The 17,695-nt window shown below is 71.0% G+C and carries 17 protein-coding genes and 1 pseudogene; 6 read left to right on the top strand and 12 right to left on the bottom strand.

All coding sequences use genetic code 11. The features are described from left to right. Window positions 1–34 precede the first annotated feature (34 nt). Window positions 35–1,087, bottom strand: a complete 1,053-nt coding sequence (locus ABCR83_RS03065; RefSeq protein WP_462693045.1) for a hypothetical protein — start codon at window positions 1,085–1,087, stop codon at window positions 35–37. Between the two features lie 412 nt (window positions 1,088–1,499). Between ABCR83_RS03065 and ABCR83_RS03060 the strand changes: the two are divergent. Both ABCR83_RS03060 and ABCR83_RS03055 read left to right on the top strand, forming a co-directional pair. Further along, window positions 1,500–1,889 (top strand): annotated as a pseudogene (locus ABCR83_RS03060) (L,D-transpeptidase); the annotation flags it as partial. 43 nt (window positions 1,890–1,932) lie between these two features. Next, on the top strand, window positions 1,933–3,528 hold the full coding sequence (locus tag ABCR83_RS03055; protein WP_462693043.1) for a long-chain-fatty-acid--CoA ligase: 1,596 nt from the start codon (window positions 1,933–1,935) through the stop codon (window positions 3,526–3,528). An 11-nt stretch (window positions 3,529–3,539) separates the two neighbouring features. Here the strand turns inward: ABCR83_RS03055 and ABCR83_RS03050 are convergent, their stop codons facing one another. Next, a complete protein-coding gene (locus tag ABCR83_RS03050) occupies window positions 3,540–4,169 on the bottom strand; it encodes an MBL fold metallo-hydrolase (RefSeq protein WP_462693041.1) in 630 nt (209 codons plus the stop codon). After that, window positions 4,169–5,254 carry an S-(hydroxymethyl)mycothiol dehydrogenase gene (locus ABCR83_RS03045; protein ID WP_462693039.1) on the bottom strand — a complete coding sequence of 362 codons (1,086 nt, stop codon included), beginning with the start codon at window positions 5,252–5,254 and terminating at the stop codon, window positions 4,169–4,171. Before ABCR83_RS03045 ends, ABCR83_RS03050 begins: the two co-directional genes overlap by 1 nt. Before the next feature lie 112 nt (window positions 5,255–5,366). Here ABCR83_RS03045 and ABCR83_RS03040 point away from each other — a divergent pair, with 112 nt between their 5' ends. Together ABCR83_RS03040 and ABCR83_RS03035 are read left to right on the top strand one after the other, a co-directional pair. Continuing rightward, window positions 5,367–5,642, top strand: coding sequence for a hypothetical protein (locus ABCR83_RS03040; protein WP_462693037.1), 276 nt, complete (start codon window positions 5,367–5,369; stop codon window positions 5,640–5,642). Window positions 5,643–5,692: 50 nt separating this feature from the next. Continuing rightward, window positions 5,693–5,884 (top strand): hypothetical protein, encoded by a 192-nt coding sequence (locus ABCR83_RS03035; RefSeq protein WP_462693077.1) that lies wholly within the window; start codon window positions 5,693–5,695, stop codon window positions 5,882–5,884. A gap of 58 nt (window positions 5,885–5,942) precedes the next feature. Here the strand turns inward: ABCR83_RS03035 and ABCR83_RS03030 are convergent, their stop codons facing one another. From ABCR83_RS03030 to ABCR83_RS03000, 7 genes are all read right to left on the bottom strand, one after another. After that, a complete protein-coding gene (locus tag ABCR83_RS03030) occupies window positions 5,943–6,395 on the bottom strand; it encodes a cold shock domain-containing protein (protein ID WP_462693075.1) in 453 nt (150 codons plus the stop codon). A gap of 88 nt (window positions 6,396–6,483) precedes the next feature. After that, on the bottom strand, window positions 6,484–7,419 hold the full coding sequence (locus ABCR83_RS03025; RefSeq protein ID WP_462693035.1) for a quinone oxidoreductase family protein: 936 nt from the start codon (window positions 7,417–7,419) through the stop codon (window positions 6,484–6,486). Between the two features lie 7 nt (window positions 7,420–7,426). After that, window positions 7,427–8,581, bottom strand: coding sequence for a glycine amidinotransferase (locus ABCR83_RS03020; protein ID WP_462693033.1), 1,155 nt, complete (start codon window positions 8,579–8,581; stop codon window positions 7,427–7,429). 61 nt (window positions 8,582–8,642) lie between these two features. Next, on the bottom strand, window positions 8,643–9,962 hold the full coding sequence (locus ABCR83_RS03015) for a preATP grasp domain-containing protein (protein ID WP_462693031.1): 1,320 nt from the start codon (window positions 9,960–9,962) through the stop codon (window positions 8,643–8,645). Then, on the bottom strand, window positions 9,959–10,489 hold the full coding sequence (locus ABCR83_RS03010; RefSeq protein WP_462693029.1) for a MaoC family dehydratase: 531 nt from the start codon (window positions 10,487–10,489) through the stop codon (window positions 9,959–9,961). The genes ABCR83_RS03015 and ABCR83_RS03010 overlap by 4 nt, the downstream gene beginning before the upstream one ends. 31 nt (window positions 10,490–10,520) lie before the next feature. Then, window positions 10,521–11,753: an aminotransferase class I/II-fold pyridoxal phosphate-dependent enzyme gene (locus ABCR83_RS03005; protein ID WP_462693027.1), complete on the bottom strand. Its 1,233-nt coding sequence runs from the start codon at window positions 11,751–11,753 to the stop codon at window positions 10,521–10,523. After that, on the bottom strand, window positions 11,750–12,619 hold the full coding sequence (locus tag ABCR83_RS03000) for an HpcH/HpaI aldolase/citrate lyase family protein (RefSeq protein ID WP_462693025.1): 870 nt from the start codon (window positions 12,617–12,619) through the stop codon (window positions 11,750–11,752). Before ABCR83_RS03000 ends, ABCR83_RS03005 begins: the two co-directional genes overlap by 4 nt. Window positions 12,620–12,883: 264 nt before the next feature. On the opposite strand from ABCR83_RS03000, the gene ABCR83_RS02995 reads away from it, so the two are divergent. Together ABCR83_RS02995 and ABCR83_RS02990 are read left to right on the top strand one after the other, a co-directional pair. Further along, window positions 12,884–14,569, top strand: coding sequence for an ATP-binding protein (locus tag ABCR83_RS02995; RefSeq protein ID WP_462693023.1), 1,686 nt, complete (start codon window positions 12,884–12,886; stop codon window positions 14,567–14,569). Further along, a complete protein-coding gene (locus tag ABCR83_RS02990) occupies window positions 14,545–15,750 on the top strand; it encodes an FUSC family protein (protein ID WP_462693021.1) in 1,206 nt (401 codons plus the stop codon). The genes ABCR83_RS02995 and ABCR83_RS02990 overlap by 25 nt, the downstream gene beginning before the upstream one ends. Window positions 15,751–15,795: 45 nt before the next feature. On the opposite strand, the gene ABCR83_RS02985 is transcribed toward ABCR83_RS02990, so the two are convergent. Together ABCR83_RS02985 and ABCR83_RS02980 are read right to left on the bottom strand one after the other, a co-directional pair. Beyond that, window positions 15,796–16,656 (bottom strand): isocitrate lyase/PEP mutase family protein, encoded by an 861-nt coding sequence (locus tag ABCR83_RS02985; RefSeq protein ID WP_462693019.1) that lies wholly within the window; start codon window positions 16,654–16,656, stop codon window positions 15,796–15,798. Between the two features lie 340 nt (window positions 16,657–16,996). Beyond that, window positions 16,997–17,539, bottom strand: a complete 543-nt coding sequence (locus ABCR83_RS02980; protein WP_462693017.1) for a DUF4232 domain-containing protein — start codon at window positions 17,537–17,539, stop codon at window positions 16,997–16,999. Between the last annotated feature and the right edge of the window lie 156 nt (window positions 17,540–17,695).

Here is a 17,695-nt window from a genome sequence, read left to right as displayed (position 1 = left end):
GTCAATCACGCCCTGACTGTCACGTTCATGACAGTTAACCGGGCAAGTCGGGCAGAGCGGCCAGACTCTGGCGCCGGGCCCGGAGGAACTCCGCGGTGGCGAGTTCCGGACGGCCGGGATCATCGCTGAGGCAGGCCCATGGCTGTACGGCGGAATGCTGCCCCAAGGCCAGGAACACCCTGGCCGCATCGGTGAATTGATGGGACACCCAGAGCGCGAAGGCCAGATGGGAGAGGTCCGCCACCGACTGCGCGGCCGCCTCCTCGCCCTGGGCCGGGACGAACCACCCCGAGTACGCCCGCAGCGTTTCGGCGCGGATGGGATCCTCGGCCCACTGGGAGCGCAGCAGCGCATCCGACCGGCCCTGTGCCCGGTACCCGGCCAACTGCCGCCGGTACGACTCCGCGTAGGCGAACAGCGGCAGCACCAGCAGCGCCGAACCGGCCGGAGCCCAGGAGGCCACCCACCGCCCGAAGTCGATCGTCGACGCCTGCATCGCCGCCCCCGTGGCACAGGCGTCGAAGAACTGCAGCATGCGGTGGAACGCCTCACGATTGCACTGGTCGCGCTCCCAGACCCGGGAGAGCAGCCCCCAGGGCCCCGGCGGCAGCATGATCTCCCATGCCCGCAGCCGGTGTTCGGCCCGCTCCTGGCGCTCGTCCAGCGCCGCCAGGGCCAGCAGACACACCCAGGGCACCGGGTCCTCGGGCGCCGCCTCGGCGGCCATCAAGCAGGCCTGCCGCGCCTGCTGCTCCACCTCCGGGGTGCCGGGATGGCGCTGCCGGTGCGCCCGCTGGGCCCGCTGCACCAACACCCGGGCCCACATCACCCGTGCGTCCGCGCTGGCCGGCTCCTCACCCGCCCAGGTCTCCACCGTGGTGGAACCGGCAGCCACCACTCCCAGCACCTGGGTGCGCGCCGTCCGCAACGCCCAGTGATCGCCGGTACGGTCCAGCAGGTCCCGCATGGCCAGCCAGCGCCCCGCCCACACCTCCTCGACGGCGATGCGCAGGGCGTCGTCCAGCCCGGCCGGGTGGTGCACGGGCCGGAAGTCCGGCCCGCCATGGGCCGTGCCCTCGCCGCGCATCACCCGGTTCCGTCGAACAGGGCGGTCCGGTGCGCCGGGCGCAGCGGACACGGCAGGGCGGCCGTAGCGAATGGCAGTAAGGTCACGGATGTTCCTGGGAATGGCGGGAAAATTCGGTAATTGCCGGGCGGACACGATGACTTCACGGCTCCGGTTCGGCAGAGCCTAGCCCCGCCCCGGCCATCGGTCGAATTCTGATCCCCGAGGTGATCAGGTCGTCCCGTTTTCCGGTCGATTGCCTGCCCGGAAGTGCGGCCGGTTTCCGTGCAACCGATGGATGCCGTCTGCAGTCTTATCGTCCATGACAAGTCCACACAACAAGCTCAAAGTCAGACTGGGCGTTCTGCTCGGAGCCGCCGGACTGGCGGTGCCGCTCGCGGTGACGACGGGCGGCACCGCGCAGGCGGCATCGCCCGACCTGGCCCGCAAATGCCCCACCAACAAGGGGCGAATCGCCTGTGTCGACCTGACCCGGCAAATCAGCTGGATACAGGACGGCAAGAGAGTCAAGTACGGCCCGGTGCACATACGTTCCGGCCGTAAGGGACACGCGACGCGTACCGGCCTGAAGCGGATTTACTGGCGCGACAAGAACCATGTCTCGTCGCTCTACCATGTCCGCATGCCCTACAGTCAGTTCTTCGACGGCGGGCAGGCCTTCCACTCCATCAGCGGCAGCGTGTGGTCGCCGCCCGGCTCCCACGGCTGCGTCAACATGCGGGTCAACGACGCCAAGGCGTACTGGAAGCTGCTCCGCACCGGTGACGACGTCTTTGTGTACGGTCGCAAGCCCGGCACCTGACGGCCGTCTGGAAGGGCCGCTCCGCGCGGGCTAGGCTGGGCCGGTGCTCAGTGGGACCGCGCGAAACCCCCGAACCCTCGGCGATCTGACGGCTCACTGGGCCGCCCGGGCGCCGGAGCGTGAGGCCCTCGCCCTCGGGGACCGGCGATGGACGTGGCAGCAACTGCACCTGCGCAGCCGACGGCTCGCCGGCTGGCTGCGCACGGCCGGGGTCGGCCCCGGGGACCGCATCGCCTTTCTGGACCGCAACCATCCGGCCTGCTTCGAGGCGACCTTCGCCGCCGGCGCCATCGGCGCGGCCAACGCCGTGCTGAACTGGCGCCTGGCCGCCGCCGAACTCGCCTATGTCATCGAGGACTCCGGCGCCAGGGTGCTGTTCGTCGGTGCCGGACTGCTCGCCACCGTCCGCCCGGTGCTGACCGGCATCCCCGCCGTCGAACGCGTGGTGGTGGTCGGGGGAGAGGCGGACGAGTACGAGCAGGTGATCGCCGGATCCCCGCCCGCCGAGGACACCACCGCAGCCGCCCCGGACGACACCTGCCTCATCCTCTACACCTCGGGAACCACCGGCTTCCCCAAGGGGGCCAAACTCACCCACGAGGGCCTGCTCCGGCACGGCTCGGCGATGTGCGATACCTTCGCCTTCGGCGACGGGGCCCGCAACCTCGTTGTCCTCCCGCTCTTCCACGTGGGAGGCATCGCCTTCGCCCTCGGCTCACTCCTGACCGGCACCCCCACCGCACTGCTGCGGGAACCCACGCCGCAGGCCCTGTGCGAGGCCATCGCCGACGGAGCCACCCATGCCCTGCTGGTGCCGGCCATGGTGGCGGGCATCGTCCGGTCCGACACGGCGGTGACCGAGGCGTTCGCGCGCCTGCGCCACTGCCTCTACGGAGCCTCCCCGATGCCCCTGCCGATACTGCGGACGGCCCTGGAGCTCTTCCCCCGAGTGAAGTTCACCCAGCTGTACGGCATGACGGAGCTCTCCGGCGCGGTCACCGCCCTGCCCCCCGAGGCCCACCACGACCACCGGCGCCCCGACCGGCTCACCTCCGCGGGACGCCCGCTGCCCGGTGTGGAGGTGCGGGTGGTCGGGCCGGACACCGGGACGGACGTCCCGGCCGGTGCGGCCGGGGAGTTGTGGGTCCGCACCCGGCAGCGCATGAAGGGCTACCTCGGCAAGCCGGAGGCGACGGCCCAGGCCATCGCCGAGGGCGGCTGGCTGCGCACCGGCGATGTGGCCCGGATCGACGACGGGGGCTATGTCTTCATCGAGGACCGGCTCAAGGACGTGATCATCACCGGCGGGGAGAACGTGTACTCGGCCGAGGTCGAGCGGGTACTGGTCGAGCACCCCGCGGTCGCCGAAGCCGCCGTGATCGCAGTGCCGGACGAGACCTGGGGGGAGGCCGTGGCGGCCGTCCTCACCCAGGCCGACGGTGCCCGCATCGACGAGGCGGAACTGCGCTCCTTCTGCCGCGAACGCCTCGCGGGCTTCAAGTGCCCCCGCACCATCACCGTGCTGGACGCACTGCCGCGCAACGCCACCGGCAAGGTCAGCAAGGACACTCTGCGCGCTGCCCACCGGCCCGGGCCCCCGGGCGGCAGGGCCGCAATGGGTGGCCCTTGGCGTCCATGACGGATCCCCCCTCAGTGTCCGCGGGCGAGCCATGCGTCGAGGTGCGGAGCCTCGGCGCCGATCGTGGTGGGGTCCCCGTGCCCGGTGCGGACGACCGTTTCCGGGCACAGCGTCAGCAGCCGGTTCCGGATCGAGTCGATGATCGTCGGGAAGTCGGAGAACGACCGGCCGGTGGCGCCGGGGCCGCCCCGGAAGAGCGTGTCACCGGTGAACACCGTGTCCAGCCCCGGTGCGTACAGACAGACGGCGCCCGGCGCGTGCCCCGGGGTGTGCAGCACCGTCAGCTCCGCCCCGGCCACCCTCAGGACCTGCCCGTCCGACAGCTCCCCGTCGGGTGCGCGCTCCGGATGGGTCTGCCGCCACAGCGACCGGTCGGCCGGGTGCAGCAGGACGGGGGCACCGGTACGGTCCGCGAGGGCCGGGGCGGCGTCGATGTGGTCGTTGTGGGCGTGGGTGCAGACGATGGCGAGCAGGCGGCGGCCGCCCACCGCCGCCGCGATCGCGTCGGCGTCATGGGCCGCGTCGATGACGATCGCCTCGGTGTCGTCCCCGACGATCCAGACGTTGTTGTCGACGTCCCAGACGCCGCCGTCCAGCGCGAAGGTGCCGGAGGTGACCAGGTGGTCGATGCGGGCCGGCATCAGAACGCCACCACCGAGCGGAGCACATCGCCCTCGTGCATCCGCTCGAAGGCCTTCTCCACATCGCCCAGTTCGATGGTTTCGGTGACAAAGGCCGCCAGGTCGAGCCGCCCCTGTTGGTGCAGGTCGATGAGCATGGGGAAGTCCCGCGAGGGCAGGCAGTCGCCGTACCAGGACGACTTCAGTGCACCGCCGCGCCCGAAGACGTCCAGCAGCGGCAGTTCCAGGGTCATCTCGGGGGTGGGCACACCGACCAGGACGACCGTGCCGGCCAGGTCACGGGCGTAGAAGGCCTGCCGGTAGGTCTCCGGGCGGCCCACCGCCTCGATGACCACATCGGCGCCGAAGCCCCCGGTGAGCTCGCGGATGGCCTCGACCGGGTCCGTGGTGCGCGAGTTGACGGTGTGGGTGGCGCCCATCCGCAGGGCGGTCTCCAGCTTGCGGCCGTCGATGTCCACGGCGACGATCCGGGCCGCCCCGGCGAGCCGGGAGCCCGCGATCGCCGCGTCGCCGACCCCGCCGCAGCCGATGACGGCGACCGAGTCACCGCGGCTCACCTGCCCGGTGTTGAGCGCGGCACCGATGCCGGCCATCACCCCGCAGCCGAGCAGCCCGGCCACGGCCGGGGCGACGGTGGGGTCGACCTTGGTGCACTGCCCGGCGGCGACCAGCGTCTTCTCCGCGAACGCGCCGATGCCCAGCGCGGGGCTGAGCTCCGTGCCGTCGGTCAGCGTCATCTTCTGCCGTGCGTTGTGTGTGTCGAAGCAGTACTGCGGACGGCCGCGCAGACAAGCGCGGCACTGTCCGCACACGGCACGCCAGTTGAGGATGACGAAGTCGCCGGGGGCCACCTCGGTCACCCCCTCGCCGACGGCCTCGACCACCCCGGCCGCCTCATGGCCGAGCAGGAACGGGAAGTCGTCGCTGATACCGCCCTGCTTGTAGTGCAGATCGGTGTGGCATACGCCGCATGCCTGCACCTTCACCACGGCCTCGCCGGGCCCCGGGTCCGGCACCACGATCGTTTCCACCCGGACGGGCCGGTTCTTGCCCGGTGCGATGACTCCCCGAACTTCCTGTGCCACAGGACTGCCCCTTTCTTGATCACGTCATGGTCCACTCTCGCACGCCGCCGTCCGCCGTCCAACGGCGTCCGGAGTCTGCCGTACCGTGGTCCGCAGGACCGAGGAGGATCCCATGGACGCCACCATGAAGACCGTGATCGGCGGGGAGCTGGTGGAGCTGCCCGCCACCATCGCCGGTATCCGTTCCGCCCTCGACGAGGACCAGGTACCGGCCTTCGACCGGGAGATCCGGCATCTGCCCAGCACGCAGCTGCCGGCGGCCCTGGTGCGCTGGGCGCTGTCGGCCACCGCGGCCGACCAGGAGGACGAGGAGCTCTTCGACCGGCTCGCCCGGGGCGAGGACATCGGGGCCGTAGCCGCGGGAGCCGCGCGCCCGGAGCCGGCGTGAGCGACTACCGCATCCAGTACGCGCCGCCCGCCGACCAGGCCCTCACCGTGATGGACACCGCCCTGCGGGCCCGCTTCGACCTCGGAATGCGGCAGTTGGCCGACGACCCTCATGGGCACGGTTCCGCGCCCATTGACAAGGAGGACGACCGGCGCGAGGCCACGGTCGCCGATGTCCTCATCCGCTACTACGTCAGCCGGAGCGTTCTGACGATCACGATCGTTCGTGTCGTCTACGTATGACGGCCGGGCGGACCATGCCCGCCCGGCCGCTGTTGAGGCTCGGCTCACACCCCGGCTGTCATGCCTCGACCCAGCCGTGGTTGCCCGCGACACGCACCAGGCGCTGGCGGACGAGCAGGATCTGCTCGGCCGTCATCGTGGGCGCGGCACTGAGGAGCGTTTCGGTGATCTCGTCCAGGAATTCCTTGGTGGACAGCACGTCACAGTCGCCCTCCTCCCCGCCGGAGTGCGCCGGATACCCGGCCACGGACAGCTGTGCGGAGCGCGGCGCGGCCGTGCGGTCGAGGAGACGGACGTTGGAGGCCTTCAGGCCCCTGTCGCCCTCCTCGACCGTGAACTCCACAAAGGTCCCCGGGACGATCAGACGCTTGTCCGCATCCACGTCATTGACATGCATGAAGACATCCTCGCCGCCGGTATCGGGCGCGACGAACCCATAACCACGAAACTCGTCAAAGCGAATTATTTTACCCGTAACCACAGACACTTCCCCACCTGCACCACGTGACATCACGGCCTGATCCCAGGCCCGAGGGGACCATACCCATCATGGGGCGCGCGCACAATCCCCGTGCCGGGACGGGGGCGTTGCGACCGCGTCATCGGTGCACGTCCAGAAGCACCTTTCCCCTGGTCACGCGGGCCGCGATCGCCTCATGGGCGCGGGCCGCCCCGGTCAGCGGGACCACCCGGTCGATGTGCGGGGTGAGCCGGCCCCGTCCGGCGAGGTCGAAGAGGCACTCCGTCGCCCGGGTCAACGTCGGCCGGTCGTCGACCACTTGCTGCATCCACAGCGCGTGCACTCCCAGGGAGCGTTCGGTCAGCTCGGCCATCGACGGCCCGCCGGGTTCCTCGCCACGGTGCCCGAAGTAGACGAGACGGCCGAAGGGGGCCAGGGCGTCGAGGACGGGGCGCAGGTCCGGCCCGCCGAGCGAGTCGAGGTACAGGTCGACTCCGCCCGGCAGCAGCTCGCCCAGCCGGGCGGGACCGTCGGTCACCCGGTCCGCCCCCGAACGCAGCGCGAACTCCCGTTTGGCGGGCGTCGAGGCCATCCCGACGACCGTCGACGCGCCCAGGGCGCGGGCCAGTTGGACCGCCAGATGACCCACGCCGCCCGCCGCGGCGGCCACCGCCACGCTCTCGTCCGGGCGCAGCCGGCCGACGGTGACCAGGGCGGCGTGGGCGGTACAGCCCTGCTCGAGGAGGGCCGCCGCCGTGCGGTCGTCGATGTGGTCCGGGAGCTCCACGGTGTAGGCGTCGCGTACCGCGGCCACCTGTGCGTAGCCGCCGCCCGCCCGCAGCAGCGCGGCCACCCGCCGTCCGTCGCTGCGCCGCCGCCCCACCACCTCGGCGCCCGGGACGGCGGGCAGTGGCGGAGGCAGATAGGCGCCCTCGCGGACGTGCAGATCGGCGTAGTTGACCCCGGCCAGGGTGACGTCGACGAGGGACTCCCCGTCACCCGCCACCGGTTCGGGGATGTCTTCGGCCCGCAGTACCTCGGGGCCTCCGAAGCGGTGCATCACCACGGCTCGCATGACCGGCTCAGCCTCCCAGGTAGTCCTCGGGAGCGGACCCCTCCCGCACGGTGTCCAGCGTGAAGCAGTGCAGTCCGCCGCCGAAGAGCCGGCGGTGCCGGTGGCGGACCGGGACCACGGTGAAGCGGTGCCGCTCCAGGGTGCGGACGAGCTCCGGGCAGGCGGCGTTGACCAGCACGGTGTCCGGGGAGACGGACAGCACGTTCAAGTCGATGTAGCGGCTGGTCAGTACCAGGTCATCGTCGTCGTAGACGGGGAACTGGTTCTCCTCCGGCTCCGGCGGGAAGATCATGTCCCAGGACTGGAGCTGTTTGGGCAGCCGGTCGGCGATCCGCGGGGAGCGCACCAGCAGCAGGCCCGGCCGCAGGGCCAGCACCGTACTGTCGATATGGCTGTCGGCCAGGGAGTCGAGCCGGTGCACCCGCAGCCGTCCGTCGAGGTGGCGTTCCAGCCAGTCGTAGCCGAGGGCGTGGTTGGCCGTGGAGACATTGACGAACACATCCCGTCCCAGGCGCAGGCACTGTGCCCCGTCGATCATCATCTCGATCCCCACGTCGTACGGGGACGGCCGGGGGTCGGCGATGGGCTCCATGAGTTCGCCGGGCGGGCTGCCGGGGGTCGCCTGGGACAGGTCGAAGGAGGCGTCCGTCATCAGCGGGCGGGGCATCACCGTCCAGCGGGCCCCGCGCCGGAAGTACTCGGCGAAGACCGGCTTGAGGAGCTGCGTTTCGAAGTACCGGGCGCGGACCTGGGGCGCGGTCTCGATGATCTCGTCCCCGAGGACGATGCTGTTGTCGCGGACGTTGAGGGCCGGTACGACGGCGGCGGCGAAGGTCGGGGTACGGACCTCCAGCGTGCGGTCGAGCGGTGCGGGCCGGTGCACCGTGACCGACAGGTCGGCGAGGATGCCGGCCATGCCCTCGACGTCCTCGTTGAGCTCGTCTATATAGCGCTGCTTGATCGGGCTGCGCCCCTTGGCGCCGGGGTCCGACGGGCCCGCGCCCGGCGGCAGATGGCGCGGGTAGTACATCTGGCTGTGGGGCATCTCCTCGTGGAAGAAGAGGTCGAAGGACAGCTCCCGCTCGTGGGCGGAGTAGTTCTCGGCGGAACCGAGGACCACTTCGCGCAGCGGTGACCAACTGTCGTAACTGTTGAGGAGCATGGCGCGGCCTTCCGGCTCGGGGGCGTACGGGGGCGTACGGGGGAGTGCTGGGAAGTGGTGTTCAGGACCGGGCGCCGGGGAACAGCTCGGTCAGCGTGCGCTCGATGTGCCGGGCGGAGCCGAGGTCCTCGGCGATCACGCAGGGCACCACGGTGCCGTTCGCGGTGGTGTGGTCGCCGGTGAGGACGGTGCCCGTGCGCGTGGCCGGGTCGAAGGCGAGGCCCGCCGCGGCAAGCCGGTCCACGGCGGCCCGGAAGGACGGCGCGGGCAGGGCGCCGTTCTCCAGCAGGACCCGCTCCGGCCGGCGGGCCTCGCCCACGAGCCGGGCGCCGATGGCGGTGTGCAGATGGGTCGAGCCGGTGAGCCGGCCGTTGACCTCGGTGAAGAAGAGCTCGCCGTCGGGGGTGAGACAGGCGTCCGGGCTCATGGTCCCCCGGTAGCCCATGGCCCGGTAGGCGGTGCACAACCGCCGTGCTTCGCGGACCAGTCGGCGCCGGGTCTCCGGCGGGAGGACGAGGGCGGGCACGATCTCCCCGACGGCCGTGGGGTCCATCAGCATTTCGCCGGTGCCGGACAGGGTGATGGCCTCGTCGCCTATCTCGAACTCCGCGTACACCGGCACCGAGTCGGGGAAGTAGCGTTCGACGACCAGGCGGTGCCCCTGGTGCGGGTGCCCGGCCACATACTCTTCGACGTCCGGCGGTCCGGTCGGGACGAGCACCCGGCGGGCTCCCACCGGGCGGATGCCGGGTTTGGGGCTGAGGATGTCGTTGCCGAGCCCGCCGGCCGCGAACTCCCTTTTGACCATGGCGCAATGGCCCTGGTCGAGCAGGTCCTTGATGGCCTCGGCCGTTTCTTCCGCGGTACCGGCCACGGTGCCCGGGGCGATCGGGGTGCCGGTCCCGGTGGCTATGGCGCGGAAGACGGCCTTGCTGTTGACCAGGGCGGCGCCCCCCTGGGCGTGGAAGCCATGCCCGGGGAGCGCCGCTTCGACGCCCAGGCGCCGGGCGAGACCGGTGACCGCCAGGCCGGCGCAGACCGGCAGCACCCGGTCCACGGCCTGCCCCGCCAGGGCCGCGCGCAGCCGCCCGCGGAGGTCCGGGTCCGCCAGCCGGTCGGGGGACAGGACTCCGGTGCCGAGGCGGCCGGTGCGGGGCACCAGCACGGTCAGGGTGGAGCGGAGGGTGCCGGTGAGGCCGGTGACGTAGTCGGCGTAGTCGTCACCCGGCGTCGTGGGGAGGACGAGGATGTCTCCGTCGCGGGCCCACCACAGCATGCGGTGCGCGGTGCATGCGGCCAACTCCTGGTCCCGCGCGTCCTGGACGGTGAGGTCGCCCGCCATCTCCTCGGTGCGGCTGTTGCCGATGAGCAGGGCCGTCATGCGCTGCCGTCCCGCGCGACGCGGTCGCGGCACGGCACCAGGAAGCTCCGCTCGAAGACCAGCACGACCTCGCCGGTCGATTTGGTGCCGGTGGTGCGGCAGGACACGATGCCCTCGCCGGGCCGGCTCCGCGACGGCCGTTTGGCGAGGATCTCGCTCTCCGAGTAGAGGGTGTCGCCGATGAACACCGGGTGGGGCAGCCGGATGTGGTCCCAGCCGAGGTTGGCCAGCGCCTTGCCGCTGGTGCTGCGGGCGGTCATCCCGCCGACGATGCTGAGAGTCACCAGACTGGAGACCAGCGGGCGCCCCCAGACGGTGGTCGCGCAGTAGGCGCTGTCGATGTGCAGCGGGGCGTCGTTCATGGACAGCATGCTCATCAGCACGTTGTCCATCTCGGTGACGGTCCGGCCGGGGCGGTGCTCGATCACATCGCCGACGGTGAACTCCTCGTAGTGGAAGCCCACCACTTCCCGGTAGCGCTGTGGCCCGATGCGTTCATAGCCGGTCGGCGGCACATCATCTCCCATGGGCGGAATCCTTGGTGTGGGTGCGGTGCGGTCATGGCGCGGAGGTGAGTTCCCGGACGTTGCCGATGAACTCGTCCAGCCGCTCCCGGGAGATGTCGGACCGGATCATGATCCGCAGCCCTGCCTCGCCCTTGGGGACGATGGGGAAGAAGACGGCGGAGCAGTAGAAGCCGCGCCGGTACATCTCCGCGGAGAGCTTGACGGCCGCCGGTGCGTCCCCGACCGTGATGCGCCGCACCGGAAGGCCGTTGCCCGCGAAGGGAGTCGAGTAGGCGCTGTCGAAGCGGGCGATGTTCTCGTGCAGTTGCCGCTGGAGACGGCCGAGTTCGGGGGACCGGTGCAGCGCGGCGGCCGCGAGGGAGGCGCCCACCAGCGGCAGCGACATGTTCTGCGACCAGCCGACCGGACCGGCGTGCCGGTGCAGGAACTCGAACATCGCCCGGCTGCCCAGCATGGCGATGCCCCCGCCGGTGCCGAATCCCTTGCCCAGACTGGAGACGATCACGGTGAGTTCGTTCATCTCCAGCCGGGAGCGGACAAACCCCTCCCCGTGCTCGCCGAGGATCGACAGCGAATGCGAGTCGTCGATATAGAGGAACAGGCCGTAACGGTCCTGGAGTTCACGCAGCCCCTCCAGGGCGGCGGCCCCGCCCATGGAGTACGCGCCGTCGGCGACATAGGTGACGCGGGGGTAGGTGCGGCAGATCTCCTCGAGCCGGTCGAGGTCGTTGTGCGGGCAGGTCAGCACCAGGCTCTCGTCGGCACAGATGGGTTTCACATACGACATGCAGAAGTGGCAGAACCGGTCGAAGACCATCACGCGCGGCCGGCCGTCGGTCAGATGGCCCGAAGCGATGAGCGGGAGGATGCCCGCGGTGAGCGCGGTGCACGAGGCGCCGGGGAGCACATGGGCGCCGAAGAGATCGCCGAGCTCCTCCTCCAACCGGGCCAGCAGCCGGTGCCGGATCCGGGTGGTGGCCACGACCAGCCAGGTGGCCTGGGCCTCCCGCAATGCGTCGATGGCACCCTCGATGATCCGGGGATGGTGATTGAGCCCCAGATAGGCACAGGAGCACATATTGGTGAACTCATGCCCGTCCTGGTCCACCAGCCGGTTGTTGGCGTCCGGGGTGTCGGCCCGGATGCCGATCAGCCCGGCGTCCGCCGCGCCCAGCCAGGCCGGATCGGCGGCCTCGAGCATCTTGGCGCTGTTGCGGTAGCGGTGGGGTCCCGTGATGTCGCCCGGTGGGTTGTCGGTCATCATTCCCTCTCCTGTCCGGCGGCGGTGGAGCGCACGCCGAACTCCTCGATCAGCTTCTGCGATGCCTCAAAGAACGGAAGGCCGACCATCGCACCGTCGACCACGGTGATGTCCCGCCCGTTCCGCAGTCCGGCGTCGACGATCTTCCGCGCCCGCTCCATGGTCTGGTCGTCGGGGGAGAACGCCTCGTTGATGGCGGGCACTTGGCGGGGATGCACCGCGATCTTCCCGCTGAAGCCCAGGTCCTTGGCGAGCGCCGCCTCGTAGCGCAGCGCCCCGTCGTCGAAGACCTCGAACAGGGGCGAGTCCATCACCTCGATGTCCGCCGCGCGCGCACTGTTGACCAGCTTCGCCCGCGCATACCCCAGGGTCTCCCACGACAGACGGGCCCCGGTGGCGAACACATAGTCGGCCGACCCGAAGATCAGCGCCCGCAGCCTGGGCGAGGCGGTCGCGATGGACGCCGCCCGTTCGATGCCCCGGGGCGTCTCCACCACGGCGAAGTACTCCGTCCGCGGGCAGGTGGGGCACAGGATCTGCTCCACGAGCTCGATGTCGCGCCGGGACTCCACCATGGGAACCAGCACCACATCCGGCTTCACCGCGTACTGCCGCAGCGCCAGCAGATCCCGCAGACCGTCCGGCCCGCTGATGGCATTGATGCGTACCGCACAGCGGGCGGCCGAGGCGGAGGGCGCCGAGAAGAACGCCTCGGCCCGGTGCCTGGCCTCCTCCTTGCGCGCAGGCGGTACGGAGTCCTCGAGATCGACCATGGCGATGTCGGCGCCGGAGAGATGGCCACTGGGGTACCGGCCGACGGCGGTGGCGGGAGTGGACAGCAGAGACCGGCAGTACCGCGAGTACTTCATGGGTGTTCTCCGACCGGGGCGTCTCACGGGCATGGCTGCGGCGACGTCCGTGCTGCGCCCCCGCAGCTCCATGCCTACAGCATGCGCGTTGTTCGGGATCGGTTGGTGCGTGCTGAACAACCAACTTCAAACAATCGAGAACGTTCAAAAATTGGCAGTTATCGATACGGTGACTGCACTGAACTGACTGAATATCAGGTGTTGTTGGCCAATCCCCCATGGATAGCGTGCTGATTCACCCAGGGACGGTCACAAGGGGGGGCAGTGGCACGTCGGGAGCGGCCTCTGGACGAGGGGGACAGCCCCCTGTTGCGGTTCGCGGCCGATCTACGGCTGCTCAGGGAGCGGGCCGGCCGCCCGACCTACCGTCAACTGGCCCTGCGCGCCCACTCGTCGGCGGCCAGCCTGTCCACGGCCGCGAGCGGCCGCAAGCTGCCCACCCTGGCGGTGACCAGTGCCTATGTCCGCGCCTGCGGCGGCGACGTCAAGGAGTGGGAGGCTCGCTGGCGGGCCCTGGCCGAAACCCTCGCCACCGGCGGTTCCGGCAGCGGGCACCGGCCGCCGTACCTGGGAACCGCCGCCTATGCGCCCTCGGACACCGACCGCTTCTTCGGCCGGGAACAACTCGTCGAGGAACTGCTGGCACGCCTGCGCCAAGACCGGATCGCCGTCGTCGTCGGCGCCTCCGGCACGGGCAAGACCTCGCTGGTCAACGCCGGGGCGATCGCCCGGCTGCGCACCGAGGACCCCTCAGGCACCATCATCACCTGCACCCCCGGCCCGAACCCTGGGCACACGGTCACCCGCTGTCTCACCCTGCTCGACGGTGCCCGCCGTGCGGGTGGCCCCGAGCCCCTGCTGGTCGTCGACCAGTGGGAAGAGCTCTTCACCCACTGCCACTCCCCGGCCGAGCGCGCCCGATTCCTCGACGCCCTCTGGACCGCCACCCTCCCCGGCGGCCCGTCCTGCCGGATGGTGCTGGCCATCCGCGCCGACGTCCACCACCGCTGCGCGACCCACCCCCTGCTCGCCGCCACCCGGCACAACGACCCGCTCACGGTCGGGCCGATGACCCCCGAACAACTGCACCGGGCGATCACCGAACCCGCCGCCCGGGCTGGCTGCACGGTGGAGGACAGGCTGCTCGCCGTGCTCGTCGCGGGCGCCGCCGGGCAGTCGGGAGCGCTGCCCGTGCTCTCCTCCGTACTGCTCGCCACCTGGCGCTGCGGCGGCAACAACCTGACCTCGGCCGGATTCCACGCCGTCGGGGGCATCGAACAGACGCTGGCCCGGTCCGCCGAGTCCGCCTTCGCGCAGCTCTCCGACGCCCGGCGGCACCGGACGAAGGACGTACTGCTGCGCCTGGTCGAGCCGGACGGCGGCAACTTTGCGCCCCGTGCCGTCGCCCCCGGGGATCTCGACGACGACCCCGATGCCCGGGCCGTGCTGGAACACTTCGCCGATGCCCGGTTACTCACCCTGGACCGCGACCGGGTGACCCTGGCGCACACCGCCGTCCAGCACGCCTGGCCCCGGCTCGCGGAATGGGCCGCGGAGGATCCCGAGGGACTGCGCTGCCACCGGCGGCTGACCGAGGCGACCGGCACCTGGCAGGCGTCGGACCGCGACCCGGCGGTGCTCTACCGGGGCAGCCGCCTCGCCGAGGCGAGGAACCGGGCGGCCGCCCGGGACCGCCGACTGACCACGGGCGAACGGGAGTTCCTGGCCGCGGGCGTGTCCGCGGAGGCGACGCGATTACGCGAGGAGGCGGCCGGTCGCGCCCGGCTCCGGGCCCAACGCCGGCTGATCGCCGTCCTGGCGGCGCTGCTCATGGCACTCTCCCTGCTGGTGGCCCTCGGGGGCTGCCTGGGTGGCACCGCCATGGACCGGGGTCTGCCGCCGTGCCCAGCGGGAACACGGATACCGTGCCCGACCTCACCGAGCCGCTGACCGCACTGGTCCGACGCGGCAGGGAACCCATCGTCACCCAGACGGTGCGCTCCACGGCCGCCGCGGTGATCTCCTATGCGGTGGCACTGACCCTGAGCAAGGAACCCGCGCCGCTGACCGCACCGCTCACGGCGCTGCTGGTGGTCCAGGTGACCCTCTACTCCACCCTCACCACCGGCATCCGCCGGGTGAACTCCGTGGTGGCCGGGGTGCTGATCGCCATCGGCTTCAGCGTGCTGGTGGGACTCACCTGGTGGAGCCTGGGCCTGATCATCTTCGCCTCGCTGGTCATCGGACACTTCGTCCGAGTGGGTGAATTCGTCCCCGAGGTGGCGATCAGCGCCATGCTCGTCCTCGGCGTCACCCGGGTGGCGGAGACCGCCTGGGACCGGGTGCTGGAGACACTGATCGGCGCGGTCGTGGGGCTGCTGTTCAATGTGCTGCTGGTGCCCCCGGTCTGGGTGGAACCGGCCGGCGCCGCCATCGAGGAGCTGGCGCGCCGCATGCGCCGGCTGCTCCAGCACCTCGGTACCACGGTCAGCGGCCACACCCCGGTCGAGGAGGCCGCGGCCAGACTGCACGAGGCGCGCCGCCTGGACCACGACATCGCCGAGGTGGACGCCTCGCTCCGGCAGGCCGAGGACAGCCTCCGGCTCAACCCACGGGTCAAGGAGGGCCTGCTCTCCCGGATCGTGCTGCGCACCGGCCTGGACACCCTGGAGATCTGCGCCGTGGTGCTGCGGGTGATGTGCCGGACGCTCACCGACCTCGCCAAGGAGCGGACGGACGAACCGCTCTTCCCGCCGGATGTGGCGGCCGCCCTCGAGGAGGTCGTCGGGCACCTGGCCCGTGCGGTGGAGAGCTTCGCCGTACTGATCACCACTCAGGTGCGGGCCAATGCCGAAGCGGCCGAGACCCGGCTCGCCGAGGACCTCGCCGTCGGCCGGGCCAGCCGGGACCGGGCCGCCGGCCTGCTGCTCGACCGGGTTCGCGAGCATCCGCGCCAGTGGCAGCTGCATGGCGCACTGCTGGCGGAGGTCGACCGGGTGCTCGCCGAACTGGACATCGAGAAGCGGTCCGAGCGGCTGGGGGAGGAGCTCGACCGCCGCGCCCGTGAACGGCGCAACCGCTTCCCAGTGCTGCACCGGATGGGGCGTCAGGTGCGGAAGGTCCTGCGGTGACAACGGCCCCGAGGGCCGTTGCCACCGCAGGGAGCCACCGCCGGGTCAGCGCCCGGCCGACGGCGCCCGGCCGTGGTGACGGCTGATGTTCTTCTCCAGCAGGGCCAGGCAGTCGGCGACACCCACACTGGCGGGGGTGAACTCCGGCAGCCGGCCGTCGTCCCGCCTGAGCTCGGTCAGTGCCCGGTCCATCGCCGTCTGCGCGGCGAACAGGCACGGCGTGCTGTAGATCGCCACATCCACCCCGAGCCGGCCCAGCTCCGGCAGCGACAGGCGCGGGGACCTGCCGCCCGCGATCTGGTTGAACAACAGCGGCTTGTCACCGATGACATCGCGCACCTTGCGTATCCAGTCGACGCTGCGCACTCCGTCGACCAGCACGACATCGGCCTCGGTCGCCGCCAACGCCTTGGCGCGGCGCAGGATTTCGGCCTCCTCGGTGGCGTCCGTGCGGGCCACGACCACGAGGTCACGCCGTGCGTCGAGCACCAGATTGAGCTTCTCCAGGTACTCCTCCAGCGGAAGCACCTGCTTGCCGTCCACATGCCCGCAACGGCGGGGCCGCCGCTGGTCCTCCAGGATCACCCCGGAGGCGCCGATGGATTCGAGGAGTTGCACCGCGTGGCATGCCGTCTCCGGGTCCACATAGCCGTCGTCGATGTCGACCAGCAGGTGCTGCGCGGGGAAGGCCAGGCGTAACCGCTGGACGAAGGCCACGATGTCCGGCCAGGCGATGAACCCGATGTCCGGCAGCCCGTAGTGGGACGCGGCGAAGCCGAAGCCGGAGACGAACATGCCGTCGTAGTGCCGGGCCGCGACGGAGGCGGAGAACATGTCGAAGACACCGATGAGAGGTGTCGTGCCGTCAGCGGCGATGGCCGCACGTAGCCGATCGGGGTGGTTCACGGTACCCTCCGGGGTGGGTTGCGTGGCGCGCCGTGCCGACCGCTGCCGCCAAGCTCGGGATCGGCCCGGATGCGTCACTGACCAGGGACCCCGGGGGCATGTCAGCCATGACATGCCCCCGGGTTTTCGTTTGGCTGTCGGACTGTGCCGTTCAGATTGTGCCGTTCGGGCTGTGTCCTTCAGACTCTGCCGCGGCTCGCGCGGCCAAGTACCCCAACGGGAGCCCACGTTCACTTGAACTCCTGCCGGTCACTTCCGACCGGACATTAGTCAAGACTTGGTCATGGGGCAATATCGTCCAGGTAAATTCACCTGTACTGCGGCGATTTCGCGCCGTCCGTCAGCCGCGCACCGGCACCGTGCGCGCCAGGGCGGTGACATGGAGCCGGCCGAAGTCGACCAGGTCGTTCAGGGCGATGGTGCGGTGGGTGGTGCCGGCCGGCGGAGTCACTTCCAGATAGGCGGCCTGGTGGGCCTCGGAACCCGTGTGGGTCCAGGCGACCACCGCCTGCGCCGACTCGCCGGGCTTCAGATACACCAGCTTGTTGCCCGGGTCGTCCGCGTACCAGGTGGTGCCCCACACGGTGTCGGTGGGCAGCGGGGCATGGCCGGCGTTCTCCAGCCCGAGCCCCGGGTAGCCGCGCAGCGCGCAGCGATGCCCGGCCGTATTGGTGAACTCCAGAGTGCCGCCCGCGTGGTTCATCCCGCCGCCCAGCCGGTTGAGGAACCCGATGCGCAGCTCGGAGGTGTGGCAGGTGGCGACCGAGGGGGCCGGTGCCTCCTCCGTCGGGGCCGCTTGTGCAAGGCCTCCCGTGGCGGTGGCGGCGAGGGCGATCCCGGCGGCGACGGCGGCGCCGACGCGTCGGGTGACGGTGCTGGTCATGTGGCGCTCCTTTCGGAGGAGTTCCCGGTCCTGGCGGACCGGGAAGACCGGCGGACCTGCCTTATGCGATTGCTTAACGCAGCGTGTCCGTCAGGCCAACAGCCCGTCTACCCAAGGCCGTGCCGGTGAACACACCACGTTTTCCTGCCCGCCGGG

The sequence above is a fragment of the Streptomyces xingningensis genome (genome assembly GCF_054957865.1).
Note: the sequence above shows the minus strand (reverse complement) of the source record. Positions and strands in the feature narration are given on the sequence as shown.

What these genes read in the sequence shown, in the direction of transcription:
- ABCR83_RS03065 (WP_462693045.1), bottom strand. Translation starts at nt 1,087, where the DNA reads ATGCGCGGCGAGGGCACGGCCCATGGCGGGCCGGACTTCCGGCCCGTG.
- ABCR83_RS03050 (WP_462693041.1), bottom strand. Translation starts at nt 4,169, where the DNA reads ATGCCGGCCCGCATCGACCACCTGGTCACCTCCGGCACCTTCGCGCTG.
- ABCR83_RS03040 (WP_462693037.1), top strand. Translation starts at nt 5,367, where the DNA reads ATGGACGCCACCATGAAGACCGTGATCGGCGGGGAGCTGGTGGAGCTG.
- ABCR83_RS03035 (WP_462693077.1), top strand. Translation starts at nt 5,693, where the DNA reads ATGGACACCGCCCTGCGGGCCCGCTTCGACCTCGGAATGCGGCAGTTG.
- ABCR83_RS03030 (WP_462693075.1), bottom strand. Translation starts at nt 6,395, where the DNA reads ATGTCACGTGGTGCAGGTGGGGAAGTGTCTGTGGTTACGGGTAAAATA.
- ABCR83_RS03025 (WP_462693035.1), bottom strand. Translation starts at nt 7,419, where the DNA reads ATGCGAGCCGTGGTGATGCACCGCTTCGGAGGCCCCGAGGTACTGCGG.
- ABCR83_RS03020 (WP_462693033.1), bottom strand. Translation starts at nt 8,581, where the DNA reads ATGCTCCTCAACAGTTACGACAGTTGGTCACCGCTGCGCGAAGTGGTC.
- ABCR83_RS03015 (WP_462693031.1), bottom strand. Translation starts at nt 9,962, where the DNA reads ATGACGGCCCTGCTCATCGGCAACAGCCGCACCGAGGAGATGGCGGGC.
- ABCR83_RS03010 (WP_462693029.1), bottom strand. Translation starts at nt 10,489, where the DNA reads ATGGGAGATGATGTGCCGCCGACCGGCTATGAACGCATCGGGCCACAG.
- ABCR83_RS03005 (WP_462693027.1), bottom strand. Translation starts at nt 11,753, where the DNA reads ATGATGACCGACAACCCACCGGGCGACATCACGGGACCCCACCGCTAC.
- ABCR83_RS03000 (WP_462693025.1), bottom strand. Translation starts at nt 12,619, where the DNA reads ATGAAGTACTCGCGGTACTGCCGGTCTCTGCTGTCCACTCCCGCCACC.
- ABCR83_RS02980 (WP_462693017.1), bottom strand. Translation starts at nt 17,539, where the DNA reads ATGACCAGCACCGTCACCCGACGCGTCGGCGCCGCCGTCGCCGCCGGG.